A 13,713-nucleotide genomic window follows, 5' to 3' on the forward strand; every position below is an offset into this window, starting at 1 on the left:
AGGATTCTTTTTGCTTATACTTAAGTTTATCGAAAGGAGAATCATCCGATGGAAATGAAGCTTCAATCCGAGGTATTTTCTGTTTTAAAAGATAAAATCCGGCTGATCGAAAATCAGGATCGCGCAATATACCTAGTGGGGCCGGTCCAGCTCCCTGTTAATTTATATGGAGAAACGGTTGTTTTCCAATGGTACTGCTGGCTGAATTATGACGAGGTCACAGAGGATTATGAAAAGATCATTGAAAAATTATCGTCTTCCAACCTGGCGGAATACCAGCAGTCCAGTGTACTCGTTTATGGTGATTTTGCCGAAGCAGAGGATGCACTGATCCGCATGCATTCCATTTGTCACACCGGGGATATTTTCGGCAGCAAACGCTGTGACTGCGGCTTTCAGCTCAAAGAATCACTGAAGAAAATCACTGAGCATGGAACAGGAGCGCTTTTTTACCTGGCCAATCATGAAGGCCGCGGCATTGGGCTGTTCAGTAAAGCAATGGCCTACCTGTTGCAGGAAAATGGCTACGATACGGTCGAAGCAAATGAACGACTTGGCTTCGTCAATGATTCGCGGAATTATGAAGATGCGATTCATGTACTAAGGACATTGCGCACCAAACCGGTGACACTGATCACCAATAATCCGAAAAAGCTGGAGGCTGTGGAAAAAGCTGGTTTGGCTGTGGCAGGGAGAACGCCGCTTTGGGGCGACATTTCTGAATACAACCGAAAGTACCTGCAGACAAAAGTCAACAAGTCGGGGCATCTCGAGGCAGGTGATTGCCTGAATGACTAGCCACGAATTTTACATGGACCTGGCACTGGCCAACGCACAGGCAATGAAAGGGCAGACAGACCCCAACCCGCTGGTAGGTGCTGTCATTGTGAACCACAACCGGATTGTCGGAGTGGGCAGCCACCTGAAAGCCGGGGAGCCGCATGCGGAAATCCACGCCCTGAGAATGGCCGGGGAACAGGCAAGAGGCGGCACGATCTATGTCACATTGGAACCTTGTTCGCACTATGGGCGGACAGGTCCTTGCGCCATGGCAATTGCTGAGGCAGGAATCCACCGGGTCGTGATCGCTACGCTTGATCCCAATCCGATTGTCGCAGGAAATGGCGTTCAAATATTGAAGGAAGCAGGCGTTGAGGTGATGATCGGCGTGCGCGAGGAAACAGCGCGGCGAATGAATGAGGTGTTCAATGCTTTTATTGTACGCAAAACGCCGTTTGTGACAGTAAAGGCCGGGATCACCCTCGACGGCAAAGTTGCTTCCCACACATTAAGCAGCAAATGGATTACCTCAGAAGAAGCAAGAAAGGATGTCCATCAGCTCCGGTCTGAGCACATGGGGATCCTTGTTGGCAGCAACACGGTTTTACAGGACGACCCGGCACTGACGGCAAGGATTCCCAATGGTCGGAATCCGCTCCGCATCGTCCTTGATTCATCGTTAAAAATACCGCTGGATGCACAGCTGGTCACTGATAAACAGGCAGATACCTGGATTTTTACAACTGCAGAGCATGATAAAGAGAAACGGCGTGCTCTGGAAACAGCCGGCGTATCGGTTTTTGAGACGAGTGGTTCCAGTGTTGTGGATCCTGATCAAGTGGTCCAGGTACTTGGGGAAAAAGGCATTTCTTCTGTTTTTATTGAGGGCGGGGGTAACGTGAATGCTTCCTTCTTGGAGCAAAGATTAGTCGACAAAGTGGTACTGTATATGGCACCAAAACTGATAGGTGGCCGGGATGCCCCCACCTTTCTTGAGGGAACAGGGATAGAATTGATGGAGGACGCTGTTGAGCTCGATGATACGGATATGGTGAAAATCGGGCCTGATTTTAAGTTTACTGGGTATCCGAGGCATGTGGATTAGATGGTTTCTTGGCAGCATAGGAATTTCTTTTTGTGAGAGGTTTATAGCCGGGGAAGCTGAAGTCGGACAGGAATCGCTGAACTTAACGGTCAAACCCGCTTTGCATCAAACAAAGCACGTTTTCCGCTGCAACTTTTCCCGCCACCCTGAATAAACTGCTACAAATGCCAAGAGTATGCAAAACTGCCTAATTTTTACCACGCGGGATAGAAACGTGACCTGTGATAAACCTAAAGAAAATGTTATACTAATAACAGGTGTTCACATAATCGCTGAATATCCTCGTGCAGAATAGAGAAAGCAAGGGAAGTGGAAGTATTGGAAGACAATATTGGACTTGTGCTGGAAGGCGGCGGCATGCGGGGCGCGTACACCGCGGGCGTGCTGGATTTCTTTCATGACAAGGGAATCCAGTTTCCACTGGTCACCTCGGCATCTTCAGCCGCCATTATTGGAAGTTCCTATATCGCCATGCAGCGCGGCCGTAATCATCAAATCTTAACCGAATTGGGAAAGAGACGCGACGCCATCTCGTTTATGCGTATGCTCAAGCAACGGGAACTGTTCAGCATGGACTTCATTTTTGATAAATTGCCAAATGAATTGATACCGCTCGATTTTGATGCGTTCAGTAAGTCCCCGGCCACTTTTTTCATCGGCACCACCGATTTAAAAAGCGGGCAGACCGTTTACCATCAGTCCTTTGAGACAAAGCAGGATTTACTGCAGCTGATTCGTGCCTCCTGTTCGCTGCCTGTTCTTGCCCCGAGCATTCCTTTTCAGGGAAATGAACTGATGGATGGCGGAATCGGCGAGGCAATTCCTTTGAAACCGTCCGTCGAAAGCGGCAATAAAAAACATGTCGTTGTCTTAACGCGAGACAAAGGGTATATTAAGAAACCGACAAGGCTCAATTGGCTGTTTAAACGTACATTTAAACAACATCCCCAATTTGCGGACCTGCTTAGGACCCGCCATGAGCTGTATAACAAAACGATGCTTGAGCTTCGGCAGTTGGAAAAAAAGGGTAAAGTTTTTATCATTCAGCCAGAGCATCCTTTAACCGCCAGCAGAATCGAGCGAAACGGCGATAAACTGCAGCAGCTCTACCTCCAAGGCTATCAGGATGCCGAAAAGAAACACACCGCACTTATACAATTTCTCGAACCCTCTAAAGAACCTTATCTGGAGGAAAATATCCCATCTTAATTGCAGGAGCAGCGTGTATGCTGCTTCTGTTTTTACGTAAAAAGCTGACCTCCGTATTAGGAAAGATCAGCTTTTCATGTTTATTAAGGGGTCCTGCAGATATCGTCTATTTTCCGTAATTACGGCCGGTACGATCAGGGGTCCTTTTTGATAATAAAAATGATGCACGTTTATAAGCGTTTTTTCGATGCACAAGTTAGAGGAACTAATTCTCCGTGCCAAACACCTCGGCTTTATCCGGCTTTTTAGCAATTATAGCACAAACCATGCCAATCAATGGGAAAATCAGCGTTGCCAAAAGCACCGGTGTATAACTGTTAAACAAATCAAACCCTACCCCGAACGGCAGTGGTCCCAGGGAAGAGCCAATGACAGTCATCGTAACCCCCACCCCATTTATGCTGCCAATATACTTTCTGCCAAAATAGTTTGGCCAAATTACATTAATACTGATCCGCTCCAGCCCGTTGGCAATTCCCCAAATGGTGCCAAACAGCACGGCCACCCAAAAACTGGTCGTGACCAAGAGCATCAAAAGTAAAATGATTTCGATGAAAAAGATCGCAAACAGCAAATAATTGGTTTGAATTTTATCGGTAATATACCCAGATACAAGCGACATCGGAATACCAACGACCGCCATCAAACTCAATACCATCGCGGCTGTTCCCGCTGACAGCTGATTGGAACCGAAAATCGATATAATGTGAAACGTGATGCCTGTATTAACCATGGCTGGAATTCCTACACATACAAGGATCGCCCAAAAAGCACGTGTTTTCCTCGCTTCCTCCAACGTCCAGTTCTGTTCTGCTGCCTGAACGGCTGCTCCCATTACCGGCTTGGTGTTCGAGGCTTTCTTTTGCTTTAGGCCGTCGGGAACAAGTCCCATATCCTCTGGTTTGTTACGTACAAAAAAGAGCGCAGCCGGGACAAAGATAATCAGCAGCAAAATGCCCCAGAACTGCCAGGCGAATTGCCAGCCCCAATTACTGATCAGCCAGATGTTAATAATCGGGAACAGCATCGCACTGGCAAAACTGCCCAATGTCTTGATGCTGATCGCCCGCCCCCTTTTTTCCACAAACCATTGCGCCACCAGAGTATTCGGGATCAGCGACATGCTTCCCTGACCCAGCAGCCGTACCAGAAAGAAACCAACAGCAAGCATCCAAATCGTCGAAACCATACTATTGAAGAAACAGGCCAGCGCAAACAGAGACCCCACTGCCACCATCATCGTCCGCTGTCCAAACCGGTCAATAAAACGCCCGACCAGCATCATCAAAAGCCCCGCAATCAGCGTCGCCCCTGAATAAATACTGGACACCTCCGTGCGTGACCAACCAAAATCATTTATGTATTGATCGATAAAAATTGAATTCGAATACGTTTGGCCAGGCCCTGAAAAGAAAACCCCAAGGCCGCCAATAAATACGATGACCCATCCGTAGTAAAACTTCTGAAAAACGCGATTTCCTTTCAAACATTCACCCCCATCATGTTGTTGAAGCGGAAAGCTGGCGTAGAAGATGTAGGGATTTTTTTAATGATTCTATAAATATACCATTGGTTGTGAGTACTGACAATGAAATGGCTTTCAAGGGCTGTCGTGCATGTGATGAGTGCATGAATGGGTTGCTTTCATCTGCTTTCGTGGATGAATGCACGGATGAGAAGTTTTCTTGCGCGTTCGTGTCCTCATACCCTTGATGAGGGCACGAATGAATGGTTTTCTTGCGCGTTCGTGGCTTCATACCCTTGATGAAGGCACGAATGAGTGGTTTTCTTGCGCGTTCGTGTCTTCATACCCTTGATGAGGGCACGAATGAGGTGTTTTCTTCGGCGTTCGTGATTTCATCGCGTCTTAAGCGTTCATGCCATCTACAAAAACACCCCTTCCCACGTATTCTCATCCGATTTTCCGAGCATACTAACCAAAAGCAGATATCTCATCGAAACAAGGAGGAAGATGATGATTAAACTAAAAAGCGAAATTGAGGGAAAGCGCGCGTATTTTGGACAGATGCAAAAGCTCTGCAAGCCGTGCGGGTACACACTATGCGGCAGTTGGGAATATGACGGCGGCTTCTATGACTCGCTGCTTTGGCGGGAAAATGGGGAGAGCATCTATGTAAGGATCCCTTTTCATGTCGTGGAGGGTGGACTCGATAGCCCAAATGCTCTGCTGGAATTCGGCATCCCTTTTGTGATCAAGCATGTCGTCCATATCGGGCTGGACCGAGATGAAGATTCCCTATTCTCTACTGGATCTGGATTAGTCAATCAATTTCAGGATCCGCTGGATAAAGACGGGCAAATTCATCGCAAGAACCAATGGGAAGAGGCTGGCGAGCAGTCGATTAACCAGGTGTTGAGTTACATATCGTGATGGAAAGAGAAGACTTTTGCCGGTGAGGTCTGGCAGAAGTCTTTCTTTTTTTATAGATGGCTGTGAACTTTGACTGCCACACTCATAACCCCTCGGATAAAATACGCCACCAGTCACAGACTAAGCATGGAGGTGATCCACATGCAAAATCAGCCCAAGAAAAAATCCCCTCTTCCAATGGAAGCTAATCAGAACGGGACTTTAGGCGTACAAGATGAAGTGAAGGCAAATCACCCTTTCCATGCGGAAGATAACACAGCTGGCAACTCGGTCGATCAGCACAAAAAGCTGGAGTCCGCCAATGAAGTTATTGCGAAAAAAGAGATTTCTCAGGTGTACAATAATTCTTAGAGCAGCAATAGAGCAGTCTCGACTGGGTTGCTCCTTTACGATTGGGTCGAAATATTAGTCATTGCCACTTCACCCCTGACCCAGCAAAATCTCCACATCAATCGTAATCTCCGGCAAATGTATATCTCGAAGCGTATTCTCATCCTGATGCCAGGACAACGGACTCATCTGTAAAAGTGCTGGTAAAAAAGATGGATCCACCTCGGCTTTATACGTCAGCCGCTGTTTCTCCACTTTCGCAAAGCTTTCCATAAACCGCTCCACCGTAAGCTCGTTGGTGTAGTGCTGTTTCTCTTCATCCTCATAAAATAAATTTCTTAGTTCCTGCAAATATCCCGCGTGAGGAAGAACTTTCACCACCATGCCATCCGGCTTGCAGATCTTCTTAAATTCCACGTAATTTGCTGGAGAAAAGATATTGAGCACTACATCAAATGCATCTGCGGCAAACGGATGTCGCGCCAAATCACCGACACACCAGATCATCTCTTTGTATTGTTTGGTAGCGGCCAACACACCGTCTTTTGCGATATCCATTCCTGCTGCTGCAATTTCCCCGTCGAAAAGCGAAGCGGCAGTCTGCTGGATGCGGGCCAAATGAGATCCTTCCCCACTCCCCATATCAAGCATTCTCACCAATTCATGCTCATGCTTTTCTTGAGTCACCCAGTCAGCGATTCGCTCATGAAGCGGCTGATAAATTCCTGCCTGTATCACTGTTCGCCGCGCGTCAAATAATGCTTTGTCATATTTGGAATTAGCCGGACTCGTCAGGAAGTTGACATACCCCTGCTTCGCGATATCAAATGTATGCCGCTTTTCACAAACCACACTTCCCTTGCCAGCCACCTGCATTGGACGTGAGCAAACGGGACAGCGAAAAATGGATTCAAACCTATGCATATATTCCGCAGCTATTTCTTTTTGCTTTTTCATTTTAATCACACCCTAAATAACTTCACTACATAATCCTGAAGCATTAATAATAACAGCCAGCCCCCTATTCCCAATCCAATGGACAACAGTAAAGCAAAACCATTCTTTAATGATAAACACACAATTAAAATCAAGACAGCTGTGGCCGGGAATCCCCACAGTACACCTAACGCAAACTGGCTTAATGTTCCTGACCCCTCTCCTTGCACATAAAGCCAAATAATGCTCAGTAAACTGACTAAGGGCAAGGCCGCTATAATTCCACCATAAGCAGGAAATCTCCTTGCAATTTCTGTTACAATGGCAATTACAGTTGCAGACACCAAGATTTTCATTACAACATACATTGCTTTGCACGCTCACTTACTAATTGGAATGCATCATGAACCTGCTCTTGTTCTTTTTTCGTCAAAGCAGCAAACAGTTTATCCAGCTTATTTTCATCAAGACTGGTATTTCTATAAACCACTTTCTTCCCTTCATCCGTTAATTGAAGTATGATTTTCCTTTCATCTTCTGTATCTCTGTTTTTAATTAATAGTCCTTTCTGGATAACCCGTTTAATATGTTCCGATGCGGTATTTTGCGAGACTTTTAAATAACTCGCAATATCATTTACTCCCACCTTGTCCCGCTTTTCCACGTGTTGCAAAATGCGGATTACTTGGTGAGTAATTTTTTCTTGATGAGGGTAGTGTAAATGATAATAAATATCGGTCCAATATATATTCATGTTTTTCCATTCTGATGACACAGAAACCCGCTCCTTTACATCGTTTAAAGCGAATATATCTTATTTCGCGATATAATATATCGCAAATATACCCTCTCCTGCAACAGAAAAGGATTAACCGCTATTTATTACGAAATAACCTTCAGTGGCTCTGCCACCGGCTTGGAAAATAATATCCCTGAAACAAATCATAAAATTAGGTTCCAGTTCCCCTCGCATTTCTATTTTATTATATCTGATTTCCGACATCATCCACGCATATCTGAAGCCGTGCTTCCGGTAGTACTCAAGAATCAGCTCGAGATGCTCGATATTCTCCACTTTACGTTAAGTGGGTATAGAAATCTCTTGGGTGAATGCGCTGGATCAGACCGATCGAAGAAGGGAAGCGTCGATCATTAGTAGTAAGTATGTAATCACAGTCTTCTTGAATTGCAGTTATCCAAACATGGAAGTCATCCTGATCGAAATGATAAAGTGGCTCCTCCATCTCTTGTGTCGAAGCAATTTGCTGTGCCATTTCATTATCACACCCGCTTAATTCTATTAAAACTTCTCCAATAGGACGATGCTCCCGTAGAATTGTTTCCACATTGTATCGACCAATCTTACTGTTAGCAGGCAAACCTTGGTAGTATTCCAGAATTGGATATACAAATTTATTTAAAAATGCTTCAATTTCCTGGTGATTATATTTCAACAAACTTTTTCCTCTCCCCAGCCCCTGTGAGGCATTTCTGACAAATTCAAACAAGCAGACAGTTGATACAACCGGGTGAAACAAATAAGGTTTCCGGGCTGCTTTTAGAATCTTGCGGTTGATGCCGTTCTTGCGTAAGGCTCCACACAAAACGGTTGTATCAATAAACACTACGGGAGGCCTCGGGGAATCAAAGATTAAATTCATCTACATCCCCCGCTTCCCGGTTCTTCTTATCTATTTGCTTTAATATTTCTTCAGCTTCCTTATCCTGTGCATCTGAAGTAATAAATTCACTACCGGGTATGCGCCAATGTCCGCCTTCCGTTTTATAAGCCCCGGTAAATTTGCCATTTTCACACATCCGGCGAATCGTCTGATCACTCAGCCCCAATTTCTTCGCGGTTTGGTTTGTCGTATAAAACCTCGTTTCTCGTTGCCCATACAGTACAGGACTTTCTCTTATTTGTTCATCAGTAATCGACCAGTTGGATTTTTTACTGGCAGCCAATAAGGAGGCCAGTATTTTTTTCTGCCACATCACTGGGTCCCCTTCTGCCAATTGGCTGATCAGTTCAACATATTCAATCAAATATTCATAAGCTCTTTCCCTTTCCTGCTTGGCAAAAGCCTGCTCCATTTTTTCTTCCGTCTCCCGGAGCAAGGCAAGATGCTTCAAGTCGGGAAAACGTAATGGCACGTTTGAAAATATGGGAGAGTCTATATGAAAGCGCTGGATAGTTTGCTCAATGGTAACTTTAAATATCGTTTTTGCTTTATCCTCATCAATCTGCGAAAGAATTTCTACACTTTCCCACATTTGAGCGCGTTCCTGCTTAGACATGTACATCACTTTCGCCACCTCCCTTTGATGTTTAAATTATATCACAAAAAGTCAACAAATCCAACAAAAACAACAATTTAATGATAACTAAAAGAGAGCCCTGCTATAGACTCTCTTCTCCTCAAATCGAATACGTCTAACACAAACCTATAAACTAAGCAATTTCATCAAATCAATTAACTGATCAGGCTGCTCTGTATCAACAGCTGCTTTATTTTTACCGACCTTGCCACACTTACCACATTGGTGGATAAGCTGATATCCTTTTTTGCTGCTGTAATCGATTCCAATCGGTTTCATCAACCCGCCGCACGCACTGGCGCGGTCACCGGGCTGCTGATCCATGTGCTTGGAATACAAGCAATATGGACAATGGTTGCGAAAACTTCCATTTGTTACTGGTTGAACATGCGAGGCGCATTGCCGACATTGAAACGGTGTATTTTCTGTTTTTCTGCTCACGTGCCACTCCTCCAAGATGAATTTATCTATCTTGGAGGCAGGGTTCCGTTTTGTTTTCCTGCAGATGCAGTTTCAGGCTTTTGCGGCGATTTTACTCATTCACCGCCAGGTTCTGCCCGGCGATTACTTCAAGTTCCTGCTTCACTTGAACTTGTTTCATCTCAAGATCCGGACCCCGATTGGTTTTATGTTAATGTGCCAACCACTGTAAGACGGAGCGGCTCCACCTTCCACTGGTACGTGCTCCTCCGCAATCACTGACAATGGCATCCGTCCCCTATCCGGCACGAGCGGTGAACAGTTTTTTAGTCAAACTTTTTCCTCCTGTTGCGTCTATGGCAGACGTATTCAACTATAGTATAACAGATATTGACTGAACAACGATCCGAAATTCAGAAAAATCCCTTCAATCTTTCACCGCCACCATCATCAAAAACATCGGTCGCCGGTATTCATCCTGCATTTCCGGATATTTCGCCATGGCCTCCGGAGTTGGCTCGGGTTCAGAAACCTCTGTCACGCGAAAACCTGCCCGAATTACTGTATTAAAATAGGTGGCAATCGAGCGATGGTATTTCTCCACATCCATTCCGAGAAACTGTGTCTGCCGCAGTCCTTCCTTCTGATAATCATCAACCGGCCAATAAAGCCGCTCCCCTTCCGCACTGTAATACCAGTCCTGAGCGGCACGTGCTGTGAAAATTGGATGTTCCACCGAGAGGACGAAACTGCCGCCTGGCATCAGATAACGATAGACTTTCTGGCAAATGCTTTGAAAATCCTCCACATAATGAAGCGCAAGCGAGCTGACCACCACATCAAATTCATCTGCCGGAAAATCAACCTCCTCCATCGCCAGCCGGTAGTATTCAATAGCCGAATCATCGGTCAATTCTCTGGCACGCGCCAGCATCTTTTCAGAAATATCCACCCCCACCACCGAGCGGGCCTGCTGCTGTCGCGCATAGCGGCAATGCCAGCCAAAGCCGCAGCCCAAGTCGAGCACAAGCTTGTCCTTAAGATTGGGAAACATTTTACGAAAGGCCGACCACTCTCCAGCTGCACTTAAGCCTTCCACGGATCGATTCATCTGACTGTATTGTTTGAAAAATTCAGGGTCATCATACTTGTTTTGTTTCAATGTTTAACCCTCCAATCAGTAGGATTATATCTCAAATTATGTCCTAATTTAACACAAATTTCGAAACTCCCTGTTATTGCAGAAACTATTTAATTTGTTTTTTCTCTTACAATAATTCTTTTGGCTGGTCATTGACATTTCGATTGTTCCCTCCTCTTATGCATCTATCATTCGTGTACGGTCACAATTACACCATCTATATTGTCTCCTGAAATCTCATAGTCAAGATCCTCCGGTATATTAATAGTCATGTTTTCGGAAAAAGGGTAATAAGTAACAGTAAATTTTTCACCTTCCACCTCAGCAGAAACCTCCTTTTCCTCTTTAAGATAATCCAAATACTCTTCTAAAGCAAAATTCTTTTCCTTCATAATCGCACTATGCGGTAAACCAACATATCGAATATGCCAAGGCTCGTATTCGATTCCTGTGATGTCAACTTTATTCGCTGGATAGCGTAAAATAAAACCGTATTTCCAGGCGTTTTTATCAATCCACTCTGCTTCAGGTGCGTTGTACATGGACATTTGGGTGGTGGACCCTACATCAACCGCCAACCCAAGATTGTGTTCACTATGACCTGCTGGCAAGGCATAGTCAGCTCCCTTTTCTTCGTAAAGCTCATTTTGTCTTTCAAAACTCCGAAAACCGCTGCTGATCAAAAAATTATTAACCCCATCTTCTCTGGCGGCATCAACCATCTTTGAAAACTTTTGCGCCATCACCTTTGACAAGTGAATAGTATCATCTAGTAACCCATATCCCTTCGTCAATTCTCTATGGTTAAATAAATTTATAATATCTGTTTTAACACTTTCTTTTCGAACGGGATACTCCCTGTTAACCAACAACAATTTTCCTTTATATATTTGTTTTTCTGTGATTTTAATCTTTTGAGTGTTTTCCGAGTCCCCCTCGATCAATTCACCTTCTTTTTGCTCTCCCTGATTTATTTTAATATCCCTTGGATCTTCGAAAAAAGGTGTGATATGATAAACGGCAAAACCCAGGGCCAATAGTAAAAAACAATAAAAAAACCACTTCTTCATTTTTTAGTTTCCTCCTTTTCCTGACTTATCTAAAGGATAGGAAAAACTTTTTAAAAAAAGAGTGGGGCAAACTTTAAATTTTTCTTAAATCCTAAGCCTGGATTTAAACATTGTCCATTTTATTTTTATCCTGAGGTAAACGAACTTCAAATATCGTACGTATTATGCTGCTGTCAGCAGTAATTGTTCCATTATGCTGTTCCACTATATTTTTTGCAATGAACAGGCCAAGACCTGTACCATCATCCTGATACGTTCTTGCTTTGTCATCGGTATAATACATATCAAAGATATATGGGAGATCATCCGAAGAAATGCTATTTCCATAATTGATAATTTGAACAACCACTTCCCCTGGATCATTAAATCCATTAATATCTACAAACTCACCATCGCCTCCATATCTATTTGCATTAATCAGAATATTTTCGAATACACGTGCCAATAACTCTCCATCACCCAAAATAGGTAAATCGGGAGTCATATTCATTCGAGCTTTTAGACTATTTTGCTCAAAGACAGGATATAATTCTTCTTTTAGTTGTTTTAACAGATCACTTAAATTAATATGCTTTTCTTCCACTGGCAGCATACCATAGTTCATCCTCGTAATTTCGAATAATTCATTAATAAGTCCTTCCAACCGCTGTGATTTGGTAAAGGCAATTTTTAAATAATGTCTGGTCTGTTCTCTCGTCAGATTTTCATCTTTTAAGATTAAATCTAAATAACCCAAAACAGAAGAAAGTGGTGTTCGCAAATCATGAGCCAGATTTACGACTAACTGATCTTTACTGCTTTCTGAAAAATCTCCTCTCTCTATTGCTTCTTTCAATTTTTCACTTGCTAAATTAATATCCTGTGCAATATCACTAAGTTCATCGTTTGATTGGATATGTACCCGGTGATTAAAGTCACCATGAGCAAGATTATGAATTCCGTTTGAAATCTCTTTAAAATATACCGAATAACGCTTCGTCAGTAAAAAGAAGAACAATATCGAAAGTGGGATAAATAGCAGTAAAAAAAAGTTGATTTCACCAATATTGCCTATGAATAATCGGAACTGAGCTAACGGATCCCCATAACTAACCATTGTTCGATAATAAAATTGAAGGCCCTTATAGATTAGAAATGTTATAACACCAGAGCAAAGCATGCTTAACCCAAATAACAGGACCATTTTTGTGCGAAAACTTCCAGCTATTTTACCCATAAAAGGCATACCCGACACCCCACACCGTTTTAATCCATTTATTCTTTTGTTTATCTTCTTTCAGTTTTTTCCGTATCGTACGAATGTGGACCATAACAGTATTACCACCTTCAAAGTATGCTTCTCCCCATACCTTCTGAAAAATGTTCTCGACACTATAAACTTTCTTTGGATGACTGGCTAATAAATACAGGATATCAAATTCCTTCGGCGTTAGTTCAATGTTTTCGCCATATACAGTAACGATACGTTGATCAGGAGAAATAACCAACCCTCCATATTCCAAGGTTGTTTCACTATCTGTTTCACGATGATTCAGCTTTATAAAGCGTCTCAATTGAGCATTTACACGAGCAACCAATTCAATAGGGATGAACGGTTTGGTTACATAATCATCTGCTCCGATCGCTAATCCATGTACCTTATCGAAATCAGATGTTTTGGCGCTCAAAAAAATAATGGGCATATTATGTTGTTCCCGAACATGACGGGCTACCTCATATCCATCCATTTTTGGCATCATAATATCCAAAATCAGCAACTCAATTGGCTGAGTCTTGATATAATGAATAGCTTCTTGACCATCAGCTACTTTTATCACACTAAAACCTTCTTTTTCCAAATGGATTGCAACAAGATCTGCAATCTCCTTCTCATCATCGGCTATTAAAATCGATATACGTTTCATATTCTACTCCCTATATTATGTATCTTTCATACATATTGTAGCTTTAAAATAAAGTTTGATCAAAATATCTAAAAGTGTGTGTCAAAAACGAGGATGAAAAGGACCGA

At 43.4% G+C, this 13,713-nt stretch carries 16 protein-coding genes; 5 read left to right on the forward strand and 11 right to left on the reverse strand.

Going from position 1 to position 13,713, the window contains the following annotated elements; genetic code table 11:
* The first annotated feature begins 48 nt into the window (after window positions 1-48).
* From CEG13_RS13415 to CEG13_RS13425, 3 genes are all read left to right on the forward strand, one after another.
* Entirely contained in the window at window positions 49-798 is a 750-nt protein-coding gene (locus CEG13_RS13415; RefSeq protein ID WP_100012396.1) for a GTP cyclohydrolase II, read from the forward strand.
* Window positions 791-1,885, forward strand: coding sequence for a bifunctional diaminohydroxyphosphoribosylaminopyrimidine deaminase/5-amino-6-(5-phosphoribosylamino)uracil reductase RibD (ribD, locus tag CEG13_RS13420; protein WP_100012397.1), 1,095 nt, complete (start codon window positions 791-793; stop codon window positions 1,883-1,885). The genes CEG13_RS13415 and ribD overlap by 8 nt, the downstream gene beginning before the upstream one ends.
* A 309-nt stretch (window positions 1,886-2,194) precedes the next feature.
* A complete protein-coding gene (locus CEG13_RS13425) occupies window positions 2,195-3,094 on the forward strand; it encodes a patatin-like phospholipase family protein (RefSeq protein WP_239984648.1) in 900 nt (299 codons plus the stop codon).
* Between the two features lie 205 nt (window positions 3,095-3,299).
* On the opposite strand, the gene CEG13_RS13430 is transcribed toward CEG13_RS13425, so the two are convergent.
* Window positions 3,300-4,580 carry an MFS transporter gene (locus CEG13_RS13430; RefSeq protein ID WP_100012399.1) on the reverse strand — a complete coding sequence of 427 codons (1,281 nt, stop codon included), beginning with the start codon at window positions 4,578-4,580 and terminating at the stop codon, window positions 3,300-3,302.
* Window positions 4,581-5,069: 489 nt separating this feature from the next.
* On the opposite strand from CEG13_RS13430, the gene CEG13_RS13435 reads away from it, so the two are divergent.
* Entirely contained in the window at window positions 5,070-5,486 is a 417-nt protein-coding gene (locus tag CEG13_RS13435; RefSeq protein WP_100012400.1) for a YugN family protein, read from the forward strand.
* Window positions 5,487-5,627: 141 nt separating this feature from the next.
* Window positions 5,628-5,837 (forward strand): hypothetical protein, encoded by a 210-nt coding sequence (locus tag CEG13_RS13440; protein WP_100012401.1) that lies wholly within the window; start codon window positions 5,628-5,630, stop codon window positions 5,835-5,837.
* Window positions 5,838-5,906: 69 nt separating this feature from the next.
* Here the strand turns inward: CEG13_RS13440 and CEG13_RS13445 are convergent, their stop codons facing one another.
* The 10 genes from CEG13_RS13445 to vanR all read right to left on the reverse strand — a co-directional run bounded on the left by CEG13_RS13445 (window position 5,907) and on the right by vanR (window position 13,606).
* Complete coding sequence (locus CEG13_RS13445) at window positions 5,907-6,773, reverse strand: putative RNA methyltransferase (RefSeq protein WP_100012402.1); 867 nt, start codon at window positions 6,771-6,773, stop codon at window positions 5,907-5,909.
* A gap of 5 nt (window positions 6,774-6,778) precedes the next feature.
* Complete coding sequence (locus CEG13_RS13450) at window positions 6,779-7,120, reverse strand: DUF3147 family protein (protein ID WP_100012403.1); 342 nt, start codon at window positions 7,118-7,120, stop codon at window positions 6,779-6,781.
* Window positions 7,108-7,527, reverse strand: a complete 420-nt coding sequence (locus CEG13_RS13455; RefSeq protein WP_239984649.1) for a MarR family winged helix-turn-helix transcriptional regulator — start codon at window positions 7,525-7,527, stop codon at window positions 7,108-7,110. Before CEG13_RS13455 ends, CEG13_RS13450 begins: the two co-directional genes overlap by 13 nt.
* Before the next feature lie 301 nt (window positions 7,528-7,828).
* Complete coding sequence (locus CEG13_RS13465) at window positions 7,829-8,413, reverse strand: PIN domain-containing protein (protein WP_100012405.1); 585 nt, start codon at window positions 8,411-8,413, stop codon at window positions 7,829-7,831.
* Window positions 8,397-9,056, reverse strand: a complete 660-nt coding sequence (locus CEG13_RS13470) for a helix-turn-helix domain-containing protein (protein WP_100012406.1) — start codon at window positions 9,054-9,056, stop codon at window positions 8,397-8,399. The genes CEG13_RS13465 and CEG13_RS13470 overlap by 17 nt, the downstream gene beginning before the upstream one ends.
* A 141-nt stretch (window positions 9,057-9,197) precedes the next feature.
* A complete protein-coding gene (locus CEG13_RS13475) occupies window positions 9,198-9,512 on the reverse strand; it encodes an RNHCP domain-containing protein (protein ID WP_239984650.1) in 315 nt (104 codons plus the stop codon).
* A gap of 406 nt (window positions 9,513-9,918) precedes the next feature.
* A complete protein-coding gene (locus CEG13_RS13480) occupies window positions 9,919-10,653 on the reverse strand; it encodes a class I SAM-dependent methyltransferase (protein WP_100012408.1) in 735 nt (244 codons plus the stop codon).
* A 167-nt stretch (window positions 10,654-10,820) separates the two neighbouring features.
* On the reverse strand, window positions 10,821-11,702 hold the full coding sequence (gene vanY, locus CEG13_RS13485) for a VanY-A/VanY-F/VanY-M family D-Ala-D-Ala carboxypeptidase (protein ID WP_100012409.1): 882 nt from the start codon (window positions 11,700-11,702) through the stop codon (window positions 10,821-10,823).
* A gap of 103 nt (window positions 11,703-11,805) precedes the next feature.
* Window positions 11,806-12,918 (reverse strand): sensor histidine kinase, encoded by a 1,113-nt coding sequence (locus tag CEG13_RS13490; protein ID WP_100012442.1) that lies wholly within the window; start codon window positions 12,916-12,918, stop codon window positions 11,806-11,808.
* Window positions 12,911-13,606: a vancomycin resistance response regulator transcription factor, VanR-F/VanR-M family gene (gene vanR, locus CEG13_RS13495; protein WP_100012410.1), complete on the reverse strand. Its 696-nt coding sequence runs from the start codon at window positions 13,604-13,606 to the stop codon at window positions 12,911-12,913. The genes CEG13_RS13490 and vanR overlap by 8 nt, the downstream gene beginning before the upstream one ends.
* Window positions 13,607-13,713 lie beyond the last annotated feature (107 nt).

The organism is Lentibacillus sediminis, from assembly GCF_002763455.1.
Taxonomy (GTDB): domain Bacteria; phylum Bacillota; class Bacilli; order Bacillales; family Amphibacillaceae; genus Lentibacillus_D; species Lentibacillus_D sediminis_A.